General features: G+C 58.8%; 15 protein-coding genes and 2 riboswitches. Of the genes, 6 read left to right on the top strand and 9 right to left on the bottom strand.

Annotation, left to right across the window (positions count from 1 at the left end; all coding sequences use genetic code 11):
• Window positions 1–171: 171 nt before the first annotated feature.
• Window positions 172–1,134 (bottom strand): NAD(P)-dependent oxidoreductase, encoded by a 963-nt coding sequence (locus tag L6990_RS06535; RefSeq protein WP_237203274.1) that lies wholly within the window; start codon window positions 1,132–1,134, stop codon window positions 172–174.
• A gap of 128 nt (window positions 1,135–1,262) precedes the next feature.
• Window positions 1,263–1,916 (bottom strand): TetR/AcrR family transcriptional regulator, encoded by a 654-nt coding sequence (locus tag L6990_RS06530; protein ID WP_237203273.1) that lies wholly within the window; start codon window positions 1,914–1,916, stop codon window positions 1,263–1,265.
• A 107-nt stretch (window positions 1,917–2,023) separates the two neighbouring features.
• On the opposite strand from L6990_RS06530, the gene cls reads away from it, so the two are divergent.
• The gene (gene cls, locus L6990_RS06525; protein WP_237203272.1) at window positions 2,024–3,520 is read left to right on the top strand and encodes a cardiolipin synthase; all 1,497 of its coding nucleotides are present in this window, start codon (window positions 2,024–2,026) and stop codon (window positions 3,518–3,520) included.
• Between the two features lie 30 nt (window positions 3,521–3,550).
• Here cls and L6990_RS06520 read toward each other — a convergent pair whose 3' ends face one another.
• The 3 genes from L6990_RS06520 to L6990_RS06510 all read right to left on the bottom strand — a co-directional run bounded on the left by L6990_RS06520 (window position 3,551) and on the right by L6990_RS06510 (window position 7,669).
• A complete protein-coding gene (locus L6990_RS06520) occupies window positions 3,551–4,759 on the bottom strand; it encodes a glucose-1-phosphate adenylyltransferase family protein (RefSeq protein WP_237203271.1) in 1,209 nt (402 codons plus the stop codon).
• A 228-nt stretch (window positions 4,760–4,987) separates the two neighbouring features.
• Complete coding sequence (locus L6990_RS06515) at window positions 4,988–6,400, bottom strand: LLM class flavin-dependent oxidoreductase (RefSeq protein ID WP_237203270.1); 1,413 nt, start codon at window positions 6,398–6,400, stop codon at window positions 4,988–4,990.
• 93 nt (window positions 6,401–6,493) lie between these two features.
• A riboswitch (SAM riboswitch) is annotated at window positions 6,494–6,596 on the bottom strand.
• 158 nt (window positions 6,597–6,754) lie between these two features.
• Window positions 6,755–7,669 (bottom strand): DUF559 domain-containing protein, encoded by a 915-nt coding sequence (locus tag L6990_RS06510; RefSeq protein ID WP_237203269.1) that lies wholly within the window; start codon window positions 7,667–7,669, stop codon window positions 6,755–6,757.
• Between the two features lie 259 nt (window positions 7,670–7,928).
• Window positions 7,929–8,021: riboswitch (SAM riboswitch) on the top strand.
• A gap of 5 nt (window positions 8,022–8,026) precedes the next feature.
• Between L6990_RS06510 and L6990_RS06505 the strand changes: the two genes are divergently transcribed.
• From L6990_RS06505 to L6990_RS06485, 5 genes are all read left to right on the top strand, one after another.
• Entirely contained in the window at window positions 8,027–8,824 is a 798-nt protein-coding gene (locus L6990_RS06505; protein WP_237203268.1) for an ABC transporter ATP-binding protein, read from the top strand.
• Between the two features lie 86 nt (window positions 8,825–8,910).
• The gene (locus tag L6990_RS06500; protein ID WP_237203267.1) at window positions 8,911–9,954 is read left to right on the top strand and encodes an aliphatic sulfonate ABC transporter substrate-binding protein; all 1,044 of its coding nucleotides are present in this window, start codon (window positions 8,911–8,913) and stop codon (window positions 9,952–9,954) included.
• A gap of 2 nt (window positions 9,955–9,956) precedes the next feature.
• Window positions 9,957–10,814, top strand: a complete 858-nt coding sequence (locus tag L6990_RS06495; protein WP_237203266.1) for an ABC transporter permease — start codon at window positions 9,957–9,959, stop codon at window positions 10,812–10,814.
• Window positions 10,815–11,154: 340 nt separating this feature from the next.
• Window positions 11,155–13,266: an AMP-binding protein gene (locus L6990_RS06490; protein ID WP_237203265.1), complete on the top strand. Its 2,112-nt coding sequence runs from the start codon at window positions 11,155–11,157 to the stop codon at window positions 13,264–13,266.
• 111 nt (window positions 13,267–13,377) lie between these two features.
• On the top strand, window positions 13,378–13,830 hold the full coding sequence (locus tag L6990_RS06485; RefSeq protein WP_237203264.1) for a gamma-glutamylcyclotransferase family protein: 453 nt from the start codon (window positions 13,378–13,380) through the stop codon (window positions 13,828–13,830).
• A 33-nt stretch (window positions 13,831–13,863) separates the two neighbouring features.
• On the opposite strand, the gene L6990_RS06480 is transcribed toward L6990_RS06485, so the two are convergent.
• The 4 genes from L6990_RS06480 to L6990_RS11955 form a co-directional block, all read right to left on the bottom strand.
• Window positions 13,864–14,445: a GNAT family N-acetyltransferase gene (locus tag L6990_RS06480; protein WP_237203263.1), complete on the bottom strand. Its 582-nt coding sequence runs from the start codon at window positions 14,443–14,445 to the stop codon at window positions 13,864–13,866.
• An 11-nt stretch (window positions 14,446–14,456) separates the two neighbouring features.
• Window positions 14,457–14,981, bottom strand: a complete 525-nt coding sequence (locus tag L6990_RS06475) for a TspO/MBR family protein (protein ID WP_237203262.1) — start codon at window positions 14,979–14,981, stop codon at window positions 14,457–14,459.
• 40 nt (window positions 14,982–15,021) lie between these two features.
• On the bottom strand, window positions 15,022–16,509 hold the full coding sequence (locus tag L6990_RS06470; RefSeq protein ID WP_237203261.1) for an NAD(P)H-binding protein: 1,488 nt from the start codon (window positions 16,507–16,509) through the stop codon (window positions 15,022–15,024).
• A 181-nt stretch (window positions 16,510–16,690) separates the two neighbouring features.
• Window positions 16,691–16,873, bottom strand: coding sequence for a type II toxin-antitoxin system YoeB family toxin (locus tag L6990_RS11955; RefSeq protein ID WP_336604473.1), 183 nt, complete (start codon window positions 16,871–16,873; stop codon window positions 16,691–16,693).
• Window positions 16,874–17,163: the final 290 nt, after the last annotated feature.

Genomic DNA, 17,163 nt, shown 5'->3' with positions numbered 1-17,163 from the left:
TCGCCCGGTTCGCTTCGCTCACAAGCCGATTCACGCCAGCCCCGACCAGCTACGCGGAATTTATTTCTTGTACTGAGGGATGTAGGTGGACCCCACCTCAGCGTTTAAAAAGAAGTGACCGGATCTTTACACATCGTAAAAATCTGGTCACTTCTTATTAAGCAGGAGAAGCTAGTTCATCTTGTTGCGCCAGTCGGCCTCCTTGCCAGCGCGGGTGTCACGCAGAGCCTGCAGGTTCTGCGCAATAAGGCTCTCAGGGTCTACGGGGCGGCCGCCAGCAGAGTGCGGCGTAATCACAATGTTCTTAGCAGCCCAGAGCGGGTTATCAGCAGGCAGGGGTTCAGTCACCGCTACATCGATACCGGCGCCAGCAATGCTGCCTTCATTGAGAGCAGCGACCAGGTCAGCCTCATTGACGGTGGGGCCGCGACCCACGTTAATCACGTAAGCGCGGGTAGGCAGCTTAGCCAGACGCGCGGCGTCCAAAGCGTTCTGCGTTGAATCAGAGTTGGGCAGAATCATCACCAGGATGTCGGTCTCGGGCAGAATGCTATCGATATCCTCGGTAGCAATTACGGGGAACCCTTCACGCTCACCGGCGGTGGTCGCCACACCGGTCACCTGAGCGCCGAACGCCTGGAAAAGGCGGGCCGTAGTAGTGCCAATAGAGCCAAAGCCCCAGATGGTGACCTTGGCATCCAGCAGGGTGGTCACCTGGTCAGCCGGGTGAAGCTCCTGCGCTCCGCCTAGTTCACCAGCCCAGTTGCTGCGGTCTTGGTGCTCCGCCAGGGTCGGCAAGAAGCGCACAAAATTCAGAGTCAGTGCCAGAGCATGCTCCGCCACGGTCTTAGAGTGAAGACCAATCCCCGAGGTAATGACTGCCTCTTTGCGGAAGCCCGCGGCCCGTGCCTGATCCGGGCCGGCCAGCAGCGCCTGCACCAGCTCTACCTGCTCCAGATGGGTGGCGGCGTCCTTGAGCTGTTCATTAGTGTTAGCCCAAGAAATCAGCACATCAGCGTCATAGTGTTCAGCGTCAATGTTCACGGTAGGGTCATAGGACACCACGGTGTCTTCCGCCTCAAGACCCAGGCGGGACTCATCCAGGGTGACAGAGGTAGGAACAAGAATTTTCACGAAAATCTCCTCAAAATCGCAGCCGTTGGTACGGCGGGTACAGTACCACTCTACCCAAGGGTGCGAGCTGGAGCACAAGAGATGACGCTGATCGGTCTTCGAAAGTAGGTGGGCACAGCGCCCGCGGTTTAATCTTCGCGCAATAGGTAACGGAAGGTCTGCACAGCCTCACTAATCAGCTGCTGGCGCTCAGCCTCCTCCGGCACACCGCGCACAAAGTCTAGGTGCCGTAAAAGGGCAGTTGCAAGGTGAACGGCCGCGCTGGCTTTCTCCTCACCAGCGGCAGAGGCGGTGGTGGCCGCGTTAGAGGGGAAGGGACCGCGGCGGCCAGCTGCCCTAAAAGCGGCCCAGTCAACGGTGAGCAAAAATGCCTGTAAGGTCTTTTCGCACTCAAGATTATGCAGTCGCATGCGGTAGCGCAGCTCCGGGTAACGCGAGATAAGATCATGCACCTGCGTATAAGTAGGGCCATCTACTGATGCCACAATAATATCGAGCAGAAGATGGGTGAGACGTTCGAAGAAATCAAGGTGCTGACGCGCGGCGTCCTTCTCAAGAATCTGCTCGGTGAGTTCCGGGGCACGTAAACCCATCACGGCGTCCTCTTTCACCGCAAAGTAATTGAAGAGGGTGCGAGGGCTTACCTGAGCTTCAGCCGCTATTTCATCAGTGGTGGTTGCTTTCAAACCCTTCTCAGCCACCAGCGCCAAGGCTGCGGTGTGGATTGCAGTATGGGTGCGTTCACGGCGCGCTTGGCGCACAGACTTCTCAGGTTTACTCACCCTCCCAGTCTAGCCGCTCACCATCCCTGCCCATTTATTGACAAGGGACTCAAAGATTCAGACGAACTCTAGCGTCGCTCATCCTCCCTGGCGGTAGACTCAGAAGGGTGAACATTTTCTTGCCCACCATCAACATCCCCAATATTCCGGACTGGCTATCGGTGACCTTGGTCGTTATCGATGTTCTGATTCGTCTGACCGTAATATTTTGGTTGCCCTACAACCGTAAACCGGTGGTGGCTCTAGGTTGGCTGATGGCCATCTTCTTCATTCCCTTCGTAGGCCTCATTGCCTTTCTGGTGTTCGGCTCTAACCTGGTGCCCAAGCACCGGCGCAGCCGCCAGCGAGCCATGAACCAAATTATTAAAGACGTCATCGACGGTGATGACGCTGTTTTGGGCGAGGTAGATATTTCTAAGCCCGCACGCGTAGCAGCCAACCTTAATTACAAGCTGGGAGCCCTCCCCCTCATTGGTGGTAACAGCTTTGACCTCCGCGAAAGCAACAACGACGCCCTGGCAGAGCTTGCTGAACAGATCGACAAAGCAACTACCTACGTCCACTTCGAGTTCTACATCACCGCACTAGACTCCACCACAGAGCCTGTCTGGGACTCGCTGGTGCGTGCCCACGAGCGCGGGGTGAGCGTGCGCGTGCTTATTGATCACATCGGCGCCCGAAAGTACCCGCGGTGGAAGGAGCTACGGCGCAAACTCACTGCGGCAGGGGTGCCCTGGCGTCTCATGCTGCCCCTCAAACCCTGGAAGGGTCAGTGGCAACGCCCCGATCTACGCAACCACCGTAAGATCGTGGTCATCGATGGTGAGGTTGCTTTCGCGGGCTCCCAGAACGCTATTCACAGCTCCTACAACCTAAAGAGCAATCTCCGTAAAGGGTTGGATTGGGAAGATCTCTCCTACTTCTGCACCGGCCCCGTAGTTCACCAGCTCAACGCTGTGTTCGTCTCGGACTGGTACGCAGAAACCAAAGAGCTATTGCTCTCAGAAATTGACGTCAGCATCATCAACGAAACCAAGGTGACCATCAACCAGCGTCCCTTAGCGCAAATTGTGCCCTCAGGCCCCGGGTTTGAAACCGAAAATAACCTACGTCTGATCAACCACCTGATCTACAACGCTGAAGAGCGCGTCACTGTCTGCTCTCCCTACTTCGTACCAGAAGAAACCCTCTTGCAGGCACTGACCAACATGGCGATGTCCGGCATCGAGGTCACTCTCATCGTGTGTGAAAAGGGTGACCAATTCTTGCCCATCATGGGCCAGCGCTCCTACTATGAGCAGCTACTGCGCGCCGGGATCAAGATTCAGCAGTACCCCGGCCCCACCGTCCTACATTCCAAGTTCATGATCGTGGACGATGAAATAACTTTCATCGGTTCCTCCAACATGGATCCCCGCTCCTTCGCCCTCAACTTTGAGGTTTCCACCTTCATCGTGGACAGGGGCATGGTCTCTGAACTTGAGCGTATTGCCAGTGACTACATCTCTGAATGCAAAGAGCTTCGCTACGACGAGTGGGTCAACCGCCCCGTTTACCAGAAGGTTACCGAGAACGTATGCCGGCTGTGGAGCGCCCTGCTCTAGCACCCCTGCTGGCTCAGCAGGGGTAGCTACTTAGGCAGGGGCGACTGCCTCACCATCAAAACGGTGCCCTTCACCGCTCACCTGATGCGCCAATACAGTGATATTGCCCGGCCCGGGTTTGATCTGCCCAATCTGCTCGGCTGGCACCTTCGCGCCAACGTCCACAATGACAGCCCGCAGGTGTGAACAGGCCGGGATCAGAGCATCGCCCATGATGATGCTGCGCTCAACCACCGCTCCTGCCTCTACAGTGACACCGGGGCCGATGACGCTGTGCTCCACGCGGCCGTGGACTCTCGCCCCGTGTGCCACCAAAGACCCCTGAACTTGCGCAGTGGGGGCGATATAGGCCGGCGCGTAAGGGTCTGGATGGGGAATAATAGCCCAGCCCGGGGCGTCCAGCTGGAGCCCTTTACCCTCTAATAAATCCATGTGGGCACGGTAGTAGGCGTCAACGGTGCCCACATCCTTCCAGTACCCCTCCATGAGAAACTCGTGCACGGCACCGTGCTGAACCAGGTGTGGGATGAGAGTCTCGCCGTAGTCCCCTAGAGTCTCACCCACGGCGTCGGTATCAGCTCGGTCGACGCCCTCTAACAGGGCATCCAGAGAGCGTCGAAGGGCGGTCACCGAGAAGATGAAGATCTCAGTGGCAACCTTCTGCGACGCTGGAGCCTTTGGTTTGTAGTCGTAAGCAACTACCTTTTGACCATCAGTGCGCACCACCCCGTAACGGGAGGCGCCCTCATCAATCTCGGTCGTCACAATGGTGAGGTCAGAGCCAAGCTCATCGTGCTGCTCAAGGACCGGGCGCAGATCAAGCTGATAGAGGTGGTCTGAGCTCATCACTATCACGTTCCGTGCACCCACCGATTCCAGCAGAGGCACCTGCTGATACAAAGCGTGCCCGTTACCGCTGGCAAAACCATCCACAGCATGACCCTGAACCGGCGGCAGAATGCGCAAGCCATCACGGGTACCGTCAAGGTCCCAAGGGCGTCCGCCGGCAAGATGCTGGTTGAGGGTGAAAGGCTGGTACTGCTCCACCACCCACACATGGCGCAAACCAGAGTGCGCCAGATTAGACAGGGCAACATCAATCATGCGGTAAATGCCTGCGAAAGGGATAGCCGGCTTAGATCTGTGGTCGGTCAGCGGCGAGAGCCTACTACCCCGGCCACCGGCAAGTACCAGGGCAACCGTCGGCGGCTGCTGAGTATGCGGAAAGGGATCTGACACGGCAACCCACTCTCAGTAGTAAGTACACATCTTAGTACTAGCTATACTCGCACACTTTAGCCCTCTGAACACCAAAGATGACGCCGGCCTTCTCTCCTGCTGTGCGAGGGGCAGCTGGGGACTGGTGGACAAAGCAAAAGAAACCTTCAAAAGTGCGGTCTAAGGCCGTGCTTTTGAAGGTTCCTCTTTGGCTTCTAAGGACGCTCGGTACGTCCCGGTCAGCTTGCCCTAGCGCACATTACCGTCCGCCGCGCTGCGCTTACCCGCGTAAGCACCGCGATAGGCTGCCGCCGGGTGGGTGTCTGCCACCTTGGTGACGCCCTCGCCAAAGAGGTTCTCGCGCAAGGTGGAGCCCTCGTAGGCGGTGCGGTAGCGGCCGCGCTTTTGCAACTCGGGCACAACGAATTCCACAAAGTCTTCGAAAGAACCCGGGGAAACATGGTAGGCAAGGTTGATGCCGTCCAGGCCACCCTCGTCGATCCAGCGTTCTAGCTCATCGGCAACGGTCTGGGGTGAACCCACGATGACCTCGCCCATGCCGCCGGTGGCGCAGTGCTCGGCGATCTCGTAGCGAGTCCACTCGCGATCCTTAGACTGCAAGGTAAAGGGGGTCAGGAAGGACTGGATGGACTCGGTCTCAACGTACTTAAGCGCCTCGTCCTCATCGAACTGGGAGAGATCTACACCGCTCCAGCCACCGATAATCGCCTGGGAGGCTTCCAGGTTGGCGTACTTCTTATACTCCTCGAACTTTGCCTGCGCCTTCTCGTCGGTCTCATCAACCACCACCGAGAGCATGGCGAGAATCTTGGCGTCATCGCGGTTACGGCCCGCTGCTTCAACCGCGTCACGAATGCGGCCGGTCAGCACCTTGGTCAGGTGGGGGCGCAAGGCGGTGATGAAAATAGCCTCGGCGTGCTTCCCAGCAAACTGCTGGCCGCGCGATGAGGCACCCGCCTGGAAAATGACCGGGGTGCGCTGGGGCGACGGCTCAGAGAGAGCAATACCGGGCACGGTAAAGTGCTTGCCCTTGTGCTCAATGGGGTGCACCTTGGTGGGGTCAGCGAAGATGCCCTTCTCGCGGTCGCGCAGCACTGCGCCGTCCTCCCAGGAGCCCTCCCAGAGCTTGTAGCAGACATCCAAGAACTCATCTGCAATCTCATAGCGGGTATCGTGCGGAATCTGGGCGGGCAGGCCCTGGTTCTCAGCGGCGGATGTCAGGTAGCTGGTCACCACGTTGAAGCCCACCCGGCCGCGGGTCAGGTGGTCAAGGGTGGTGTAGCGGCGGGCCAGAGTGTAGGGCTGTTCAAAGGTCGCAGCTGCCGTGACGCCGAAGCCAATGTTCTTGGTGACTGCTGCCATGGCTGAAATCTGCAGGAAAGGGTCATTCACCGGAACCTGAGCGCCGTCGCGCAGGGCATCGGCAACCGAGTTGTTGTAAACGTCGTATACGCCCACCACGTCAGCGATGAAGATAGCGTCAAAGAGGCCCTTCTCACAGACTTTTGCCAGGTCAGTCCAGTATTCGATGGTGTTGTATTCATCGGCGCGGTTGCGGGGGTGGCGCCAGGTGCCGAAGCTCTGGTGGCTGGTGGTGGTCATTTCAAACGCGTTGACGACGATGCGCTTCTTCTCGGTCATGAGCCGGTGCCTTTCGGGTTGACCCCTCACACCCCGTGCCTGGCTAGCGGTAGCAAAATGGCGCCTAGCCTCTTGTGAAGGTGGCGCCTGGTTGCGCCGTACTTGCAGTTATCTGCCGGATCTTCATCTGGGGCACCCCGCTACGGGAGAGGGTTGCCGCCCAACGAGCCAGAGCTTAGCGTTGGGTCTCATGATCGTGTTTTTAGTCTAACCAGGTGAGGGGGCGCTGGGGCAAGGTTTGAGGACTCTGTTTCACACTGTGAACCGTGTTGAGTTCTGTTACGATGCCCGGGCGTCCGATGTAGCCCGAAACTTCACTGGCATGAAGTAAGAACATGCCAGTGAAGTTATGGCTTACATCGCAGGTTCTCTCTGAGGAACCCCCGCGTTCACCAGTAGAGCCCGCAGGTTCTCCGGGGTGTGGACGACGTCCTCCCACAGCACGCGCACCACCCTATACCCCAACTTCTCGAGGTCTCGCTGGCGCCGTTTCTCCTGGCGAATTACCTGAGCAGGGTCACCATAAGCTCCTGAATATTTGACCCCACCATCGACCTCAAGAATGACCCGCTCTTTCTCCCACACAAAATCAGGCCTGTAAGCAAACCCATTTACTCTGACGGTTACCTGTTCCTGCGGATCAACAAATCCCCACATCTTGATGCGATACCGCGTAACGGTTTCGGCAGGTGACTCTGCGTGCCCACTCATCAGCCGGGCTACCTCCCGGGCGTTACGAATCCCGTTACAGCTCATAACGGTTAGTTCCTGTTCAAATTCAGCCACCCCCATCACACCCCTGTGCAAGAAATAATCAGCAATACAAAGGGCGTCAACCACCGGTAACGTCAGAGCGCAATCTACAGCAGTTTGCAGAGGACCGGTCAGGAAGGCTCCCTGGTGGAAGAAGGCTTCTGAACAAACCTTGCCTCTGTCACGGCTGACGCGAACGTCGCCGCCTGACCTCACCGTCGAGCTAGGATGGCTCACCCAAATCTTTTGAGGAAGCCTGAGCACTGGTGCACCCCACCAGAGAGCCGCCGAGATATGGCTCAGTACATAGCGGCGGCGAGTTTTCATAAAAGCCACATGCCTGGCAAGACACTGGCTGCGGACGTCCCAGCTGTTCCAGGTTGAGACCTCCACGTAGGCGTCCCTATTGATGCGGAAGAGCGTCCCTTTTCTGCTGGTCCGGGTAATATTCGCGGATGACCAGCCAGCATGACGAAGCTCAGCTGCCGTTTTGATGCTGTTGAAAAAGTGCTGCATGGGGCGACTCTTCCCCTGGAAAAGTGACATGGCAAGCGGTTTTATGAATCTGTGGATAACTTTCAGCAGGTTTCCGGTTTTTAGCCCAGCGATGTAAGCCAAAACTTCACGGGCGTGTTCTTACTTCATGCCGGTGAAGCTTTGGGCTACATCGGGTGAGAGGGGCCGCGGACGGCTGGGCGTCACGAAGCGTCACAAACGTTAAGGGGCGTCACAGGCTAGATTTGCCAGCACCGTACCCTTAGGCTGAAACCACCGATAACCATCCAGAGCGACCGAGAGACTTGGCTCCACGACGTCGCAGCAACCTCCCGCAACAGGGGCCGGTGCTAACGCCAAGAAACGATGGAGAAAGCAATGAGCGCACTCACGCTACAGCACACCCTCACCGCCTGCGAAATCAATTTCTCGGGCGTCGCTAAGAGCTTCGCCGGCGAGCGCGGGGCAGTCCATACGGTCCTCGAAAATGTTTCGTTCACCGCCTATCCGGGTGAGATTATTTCGATTATTGGTTCCTCAGGCTGCGGTAAATCAACGCTGCTGCGTGTAGCGGCTGGTTTGGAAGCAGCCAGCGCGGGTGAGGTCACCATCGACGGCGCTGCCGTTCGTGGCCTAGATTCACGAGTAGCTATTGGGTTTCAGGAGCCCAGGCTTTTGCCCTGGCGGTCTATTGCTAAGAATGTGGCTCTGGGGCTACCCAAGGGCACTCCTAAGGACGACGCCCGGCAGCATGTTGATGCCCTCTTGCGGTTGGTGGGGTTGGGGGATTATGCGGCGCATCGCCCTCGCGAGATTTCAGGAGGCATGGCGCAGCGGGCATCCCTGGCGAGAGCGCTAGCACGTAACCCCGGCGTCCTTCTGCTCGATGAGCCTTTTGGTGCGCTGGATGCCCTGACGCGTATCAAAATGCAGGATCTGCTGCTGGATATTCATGCTCAGGACCCCGCAACCATCCTATTGGTTACCCACGATGTGGAAGAAGCTCTTTACCTATCAGATCGCGTGATTGTGCTAGGCACATCTGATCCGCACTCGCCTGCCACTATTACCCGAACGGTTGAGGTGCCCGGGCACCGGCCCCGTGATCGCGGGGATCTAGACCTCGCTTTGCTGCGCAAAGAATTGCTGGCTGAGCTCGGCGTCGAAGAGCACTAAGTACCAGCCCTCTCCTTTACCGGGTATCTACCCCACCTGGCCCTTGCTTCTTGCACCTACACACTACGAAATTTCAAGGAAACCCCGTGTCAATCTTTTCTCGTTTCGCCCAATCCTCCTCCCTCCTGGCCGCTGGCACCCTGCTACTGACCGGCTGCCTGGCAGGTGAAAACGCAACCCCTGAGGCCTCAGTCTCAGCCTCAGCCGCGGACACCACAATCACTGTCGACTACGCCACCTATAACCCGCTCTCCCTCATCATTAAGGAAAAAGGGTGGCTAGAGACAGCTCTCCACGATGAGGGTAAGACCGTGGAATGGGTGCAGTCAGCGGGATCGAATAAAGCTAATGAGGCTCTGCGGTCTGGGGTTCTTGACGTCGGCTCAACCGCCGGGTCAGCGGCGCTCCTTGCGCGGTCGAACGGCTCCCCCATTCAGGTGATTGACCTCTACTCCCAGCCTGAATGGGCTGCTCTGGTCACCACCCCCGACTCCGGTATCACCTCGGTTGCAGACTTGGCCGGTAAGTCAGTTGCAGTCACCAAGGGTACCGACCCCTACTTCTTCCTGCTCCAGGCACTTGAAGAAAACAATGTCTCACCGCAGGATGTCACGATCGAGCAGCTCCAGCACGCTGACGGCCGCACCGCTCTCACCAAGGGCTCGGTGGATGCCTGGAGCGGGCTAGACCCCATCATGGCGGGCACTGAAATTGAAGACGGAAACATCCTCTTCTACCGCAACGTTGACTTCAATACCTACGGCTTTTTGAACGCTACTGAGGACTTCATCGCTTCTGATCCCGAGTCTGCTCAGACCATTGTTGATACCTACGAGTACGCCCGCGAGTGGGCTCTAGCTAACGAAGATGAGGCCATTCAGATTCTGGCGGATGAATCAGGTGTCACGCTAGAAACCGCACGCACCGTCTGGGAACGAACCAATCTAGACATTGATAACATACCCGGGGAGGCCCAGCGCACCGTGCTGACAAGGGTTGGCCCCTACCTGGTTGAGTCCGGGGACGTCGCCACCCAGGCTGATGTGGACTCCGCTTTGGGCAGTCTCATCCACGATTCGTTTGCCACCAAGGCTGACCCTGCACGTATCTCGACGCTGGTGAGTGAATAGCCATGTCCTTGCTTCCAGCCACTGATACCCGCCCCTCCGAAACTAAGCGAGTAGCACGTAGCCGGGCGGGGGCGTCCTCACGGCCCGTGCAACTGAGCACCCGGGGCAACCGCTGGCTGCCCTGGTTAGGCGCTCTGCTTCCTCTCACTCTGCTGGCGCTCTGGCAGTACCTGAGCTTGACCGGGGTGTTCAGCGCCGTCCAGTTGCCCGCACCATCTAGGGTGGTTGCAGCAGCCCTTGACCTTCTTGGACGCGGCCAGCTGGGAATACACATTGCGATCTCAACCCAGCGTGTCCTCCTTGGTTTCACCATCGGTGCCCTCTTGGGCCTGGCATTGGGTGCCTGGGTGGGCCTCTCCCGCTGGGCTAACCTGCTCGCGGCCCCCACCATTGGGGCGCTACGCGCTGTTCCCTCTCTGGCCTGGGTTCCCCTGTTGCTGCTATGGATTGGCATCGGTGAGAACTCAAAGGTCACTCTCATCGCCATCGGTGCGTTTTTCCCGGTCTATACCACCGTCTCAGCCGCGCTTTCCCATGTGGACCCCAAACTGGTTGAAGCTGCCCGCACCTTCGGCATCCGCGGGCTGGGTCTCTTCACTACGGTTCAGCTACCGGCGGTTTTGCCCGCGGTGGTCTCAGGGCTGCGTCTGGCCCTCGCTCAGGCCTGGCTCTTCCTGGTGGCAGCTGAGCTGCTAGGTGCGTCCATGGGGCTGGGGTTCTTACTCACTGACTCCCAGAACAACGGCCGCACCGACCGCCTGCTGCTGGCTATCGTCCTGCTCGCAATTTTGGGTAAGCTGACCGACCTGGCTCTGGGCGCCTTTGAACGCTGGGTCAAGACGCGCTTCCCCTCTAACTAGACCCCCGGCCACCCGATGTAAGCCGAGACTTCACGGGCATGTTCTTACTTCATGCCCGTGAAGCTTTGGGTTACATCGGGTGAGAGGCGCCGGCGGACGGCGGGCTGTCACGGAGCGTCACAAACGTTAAGGGGCGTCACGGTTAGAGCAGCCACCCAGGCGGGCTTTAAGCTGGAAGGGCACGCAAACCATCCAGAGCGATTTCAGAGACCTGGCTCGCCAACGATCGCAGCAACCACGCCATACCAGCCCCCACCGTCAAAGCACTTGAGCTTGGAACAAGGGGGGCAGGTTTAAATGAGGCGCCGGTGCTACTGCCAGCTACCGATGGGAGAACCCCTTGGGCGCACCTGCCACCTTCACCTACACCAATCCCGCGAACCCCACACCTAACCCAGCGCACGAATCCGACGCCGCCCGCGTCGCTTTCTGGGAGGCACAGGCGCAGCGCCTGCATTGGGAAACCACCTGGCAGAAGGCTCACACCTTCATAAAACCCCAGAGCCTGGGCACCAATCCTGAGGGTGTAGAGCAGTTCACGGTGCCGCAGATTCGCTGGTTTGAGGGTGGGACGCTCAATACTTCCTACAACTGCGTAGACCGCCATGTTGAGGCCGGCCGCGGTGATAAAGTGGCGCTCTTCTTTGAGGGGGAACCCGGCAACCGCCAGGCCATTACCTACGCCGAGTTACAGCGTCGCGTCGCCCGCGCCGCCCACGGCCTAGAAAAACTGGGCGTCACCAAGGGTGACCGGGTCGTCATCTACCTGCCAGTTATCCCTGAAACGGTGATTTTCACCCTGGCCTGCGCCCGCATCGGCGCTATTCACTCCCTGGTCTTCGGTGGCTTCTCAGCCGAGGCGCTGCGCTTCCGCGTTGAGGACACCGGCGCCAAGGTACTCATCACCACCGACGGGCAGAATCGCCGCGGCTCGGTCGTACCGGTCAAAGTGAACGCCGATGAGGCGTGCTCCGGTGAGAACCAGATTGAGCACATCATCGTGGTGGATCGCACGGCTGGCACCGACCAAGCACGGGCCGCTGTGCCCTGGACGCCGGGCCGCGACGTCTGGTACCACGAGCTCATCGAGGGTCTGCCTGAGACCCACTCCCCCGAGTTCTTTGACGCTGAGACCCCGCTCTTCATCATCTACACCTCCGGCACCACGGGCAAGCCCAAAGGCCTGGTGCACACTACCGGCGGCTACCTAACCCAGACCGCCTACACCCACGCCCTGCTCTTTGACCTGCTGCCTGAAACCACGGGAGCGGACGGCACCCTGCGCGTCGATGAACTGGCGGCCACCAACGACCCCGCCCGCGTCCGCGACACCGTGCACTGGTGTACTGCCGACCTTGCCTGGGTCACCGCCCACACCTACGAAATTTACGGGCCGCTGCTGGGCGGCGTCAGCCAGGTCATTTACGAGGGCACCCCCAACACCCCCACCTTTGAGCGCCACTTTGAGATTATCGAGCGCTATCGCGTGACCAACTACTACACCGCCCCCACCCTGATTCGCTCGCTGATGGGTGCCTTCCCGGATGGACCACCCGCTGGCAAGTACGACCTCTCATCGGTGCGCCTGCTGGGGTCGGTAGGGGAATCTATTAACCCCGAAGCCTGGCGCTGGTTGCGCACCCACGTGGGCGGCGGCACCGCGTCCTTCATTGATACCTGGTGGCAGTCAGAGACCGGCTCAACGGTCTGCTCCCCGCGCCCGCACGACCCCCAGTTTGCCCCGGCGGGCAGGTTCGCGGCGCCCGGGCAGGTGCCTGGCACCTCCCTGGAGCCCAAGCCTGGCTGCGCCACCCGCAGTGTGCCCGGCATTTCAACCCGCGTGGTGGACGAGGCGGGGCAGGATGTAGCGCCCGGTGAGCAGGGCTTCATTGTGGTGGATAAAATTGGGCCGTCCATGGCTCGTACGGTCTGGGGCAACCCCCAGCGCTACCTGGATTCCTACTGGCGGCACTTTGGCGAGCGCGGCTGGTTTTTGGCTGGCGACGGCGCTAAGACCGATGAGCTGGGCGATACCTACATCCTGGGCCGCATTGACGACGTTATTAATATTTCCGGCCACCGCCTCTCTACCATTGAGATTGAGTCTGCCCTGGTCACCCACGAGGCCGTGGTGGAGGCGGGTGTCTGCCCGGTGGAGGATGAGCTGACCGGCCACCAGGCGGTCGCCTACGTGACCCTGTCTGAGGCTGGGCGGGCACTGAGCGCACAGGATCTGAAAGCGGCACTGCTGGAGCACGTCCGCCACGCTATTGGCCCCATTGCCAAACCTAAGGACGTGGTGGCGGTAGCTGATATTCCCAAGACCCGCTCGGGCAAGATTACCCGCCGCCTGCTGGGCGAGCTCTACCAGGGTCGGGAGTTGGGCGATGTGTCCTCCCTGCAGAACGAAGAAGCGCTGGACGCTATCGCGCAGGTGCTGGCGGAGCGCTAGTCTGCTGGTTCCTGGTGAGAGTACCCGCTTTGTTTTGAAAGTACTCACTTTGGCGGGTACTTTCAAAACAAAGCGGGTACTCTCATCTTCGCTCGACCTTAGAATGGGGCTATGATCGAGCACCTTCCGGTTTTTGTCTATGGCACGCTGCGCCCCGGCGGCAGTAATGAGCACGTTTTTGGGCAGGCACGGCGCACCCATCTGCCCGCCGTCTTAGCTGGTTTTGAGATGGTCACCAACGGTAGCTACCCCTACATCCTTGCAATGCCTACCGTTCAGGACGTGACCGGGCAGGACGCCGGCACCCCGCTAGTTCAGGGCACCCTGGTTTTTGTAGATTCTGCCGACTGGGCCAGCACCGCAGCCCGCCTTGACGCGTTAGAGGGCACCGACCCGCGGCGTCCTATTCACGATGGCAACCTCTATAACCGGGTGCAGCTGACCGTCACCACCGAAGATGGGGCAAAGCACCTTGCCTGGGTTTACGTGCCACCGGCGTCCGCTCAACCAACCCTGCGTCAGCGCTACCCCTTAGTGCCGGGTAACGATTGGCTGGCACGCTGAACACATTTCCCACGGGTCCTCGGCAGATCTGCGCTAGTGCAAACGTGCCAGGGTGACGCAGTTGTAGTCACCGATAGGCTTGAAGCCCTTAGCCAGGTAAAGGTCGATAACGTGCTGGTTGGTGGCGTGAGTATCAGTGGAGATGTAGACCTGCCGGACGTTCCCCACGGCTTCTAGCGCGGCGTCCAGCAGTTGCCCGCCCACGCCCTGGCGCTGGTAGCGCGGGTGGACCAGCAGGTCTTGAATGTAGCTGATGCTGACCCCATCGCCGGCGGCTCGCACCAGCCCGGCAAGTTGCCCGGAGGCATCGCGGGCGCAGGCCAGGTAGAGGCTACCGGCACACATAGGCACCAGGTCGGCTGGGTTGTCTGTATAAGCAGTCCAACCGACTGCGGTGTAGAGATCTACCAGTTCTTCCTGGCTGGGTACCTGGCCCACAGTAATCTGCAGGGGCGTCAATTTCACCTTTGTCTCAGTCGTATTTGAGGCAGCTCTCGCGGTTCCGCCCTCTTCGAGCCGGCTTATAGAACCCATGAGGCGGCGCGCATTCTGTGGCGACTGCATGAGGTAAGCAGTTTCATTGATCTCTTGACCATCGGTATTGCTCGTTCCCATAGTTTCCCAGACTAGGGGTTGAGCTTGGCGATGGCGCCCGAGAGCACGGTGGCGAAGCTGGTCCACCCGGCGTAGGGCAGCAGCAGTGCCCCGGCGGCAGGCTTAATCTGGTAGGCACGGCGCGCCAAATCAATGGAGGACGCCGCCAGCAGCGCAGCTTCAGCGGTGGCCAGTTTGTAGTCACGCACCTGCCAGAAGATCGCTGACCAGCCGGCATTCATCACCAGGTTGGCACCCAGGGCTACCTTGTAGTTGCGCACCTTGCGTTCCAGCTCGTCCTGCTCACGCTGCCAGGCACCGGCAGGCTGCACGGTGTTAGGTGCCGGGGTTTCAGCGGTCAGCACCTGAGTAGATGCAGCGGCAATACTGGCGTAAAGCGCCGTCCAGGCGATAGGGAACGCAAGGGCGGGCGGCTGGAAGGAGGGCTTCTTGAGCGCCTTGTACCAGAGGTCATCCGGTGTGGTCACCAGGGAACCGACGGCGGCCGTGACGGTAACTGCCGCACTGCTGAGGGCGAGTGCTGGAAGGAATTTCATCGGGTCTCCTTATCAGAAATAGAGGTGAAGGGTTGAAGGTTTAGTTGGTGCCCTGCGGGGCGGGTGCGCCCATGAGACGTTCTAGACAGTTGTTGAAAGCCTCGGGGATGATGCCGTCTTGACGCCAGCGCTCTACCGCTGCCAGCGCTTTGACTTCGTAGCCAAAAGCAGTCATAACCAGCAGGTGCAAACGGGCCTGAGTTAGGCTGTAGACGCGCCAGGGCAGGGCTGGTTCAAACTCGTGGATGGCGATAATAACCTGGTTGGTGTCCAGCACCTGGCGGAAGGACAGGCGTGCCCGGCTGTCATCACGGGCCAGCGCCAGGCGTCCACCGGCAATCAGGTAGGTGGCAAAATCCTCATAGGCCGCCGCGGCGGGCTTCTTCAGCACCAGCAGGGGCTTACTGGTAAAAGGAAGCCTGACCTGGGCATCATGATCCGTGATATCGGTGTTGATTAGACCAAAACTGCTGCGCTCTAGCCAGGTGAGGTAGTAGTCCGCGGTACGCCGCGCTGTCCACCCCTGCGGCACGGTGACGCGCTGAATAGACTTCACATCGTTACGGTCAGAACCTGACCTACCTCCGATGAAGGGCAGGGGCAAGTGGGAGAGAGTGAATTTCTGCGGCTTCTGATCCTTGAGCGCGGCCTTCACGCTGTCTTTGAAGCTGGTGGGGGCGTTGGAGATGCCCTCGACATAGTGCTCATCGGTAACCACCATGCTGTGCACCAGGCTTTCGAGCAGGGGGGTAACCATTTCTTTGGGCTTGTTAGAAATCAGGGTGACCCAGGCTTTGGAGAGCCAAACGGGGATGATGGGCAGGTCTACCATGGGCAGTTTCTTGCCCATGACCTCAGCGGTCTGGGCGAAGAGGTCCTTGTAGTTCATCTCCTGGGGGCCGCCGATGTCGATGGCTTGCTGGCCGAATTCATCCGATTCAATGATCTTTTCGAAGGCGTCCATGACGTCTTGGAGCGCCACGGGGTCGGTGCGGTTATAAGCCCACTTGGGCACTACCAGGCCCGGTAGACGTTCGACCAGAGACTGCAGAATGGGGAAGGATGAACCTTCCGGTCCCACAATCAGACCGGCACGGAGAGTAGTCACGGGCACATGGTAGGAGCCCAGAATTTTCTCGCATTCCAGGCGACTGCGCAGGTGGCGGGAGAGTTTCTTTCCGTCCTGCGGGATGATGCCGCTGAGATAGACGATGCGCCCCACCTTATGCTTGGCGGCGGCGCGGGCAAAGTTGTCTGCCAGCAGGGCATCCATGTCTTCGAAGGACGCCTGGGTCAGCTTGGCTTGTGGTTGCATGGAGTGCACCAGGTAGATGGCGAGCTCCACCCCTTCCATGACATCGCTGACCTGCTGGGGGTCGAAAAGATCGGCGCTTTTCCAGGTGACGTTGGGTTCGTCTTCTTTGCCCTCAGTGCTGCGGGAAATGGCGACGATGTGGTGGCGGTCTTTGAGCCGCTTCATGAGGTTCTGGCCAATGTAGCCGGTGGCGCCGGTCAGCAGGATCTTCACGGGGTACTCCTTAGCACGGGGGTTTAACCTTCTAGGTTAGTTCTACCGCACCAATGCTCAGTTTACTGACCAACACGCGGAAGACATGCTAAGGGTAGAAGTCCTAAGGGAAAATGAGCCAAAGACGAGGCCCTTAACGCTCGCTCGCAACCTACCCAGTGATACATAGCGAATTCGCAGATCAGCTAAACACTAATAGTGGTAGAGACACTGGGCCAATGAGGATAGTGCCGTCTTTGATGGTGTAAAACAGATGATGCTCCCTGGTAATACGATGTGACCAATAGTGACGTTTCCGGAGGGGCAGTGGTTTACCTATACCATCACTGCAATTGCGCTGAATATCTTTAATAAGTACGTTGATGCGTTTAAGGGTTTTATGATTATTGACCTGCCACCAGAGGTAGTCTTCGCAAGCAGTTTCATCTCAGAGTGACCTTGACTGGTTTTCGGCAAGACTACACTCAGTGCCGCCACCGGCTTCCAGCCGCTTGGTAGACGCCATAAGCCTGCGCGCGTTGAAGGGATAGCCCCGCAAAGCCACCTTCTGCAGTTCGACTCTGTTTCAGTACTGAAAACCCAAGTGTCAAGAAAATATTGATATATTTTGACTCATGTGGCGTCATTCATTTGCAGCAGGCAGAGGGTACGTTA

Source organism: Rothia endophytica, assembly GCF_928381505.1.
In the GTDB taxonomy this organism is placed as follows: domain Bacteria; phylum Actinomycetota; class Actinomycetes; order Actinomycetales; family Micrococcaceae; genus Rothia; species Rothia endophytica_A.
This window is presented reverse-complemented; position numbering and strand designations above follow the sequence as displayed.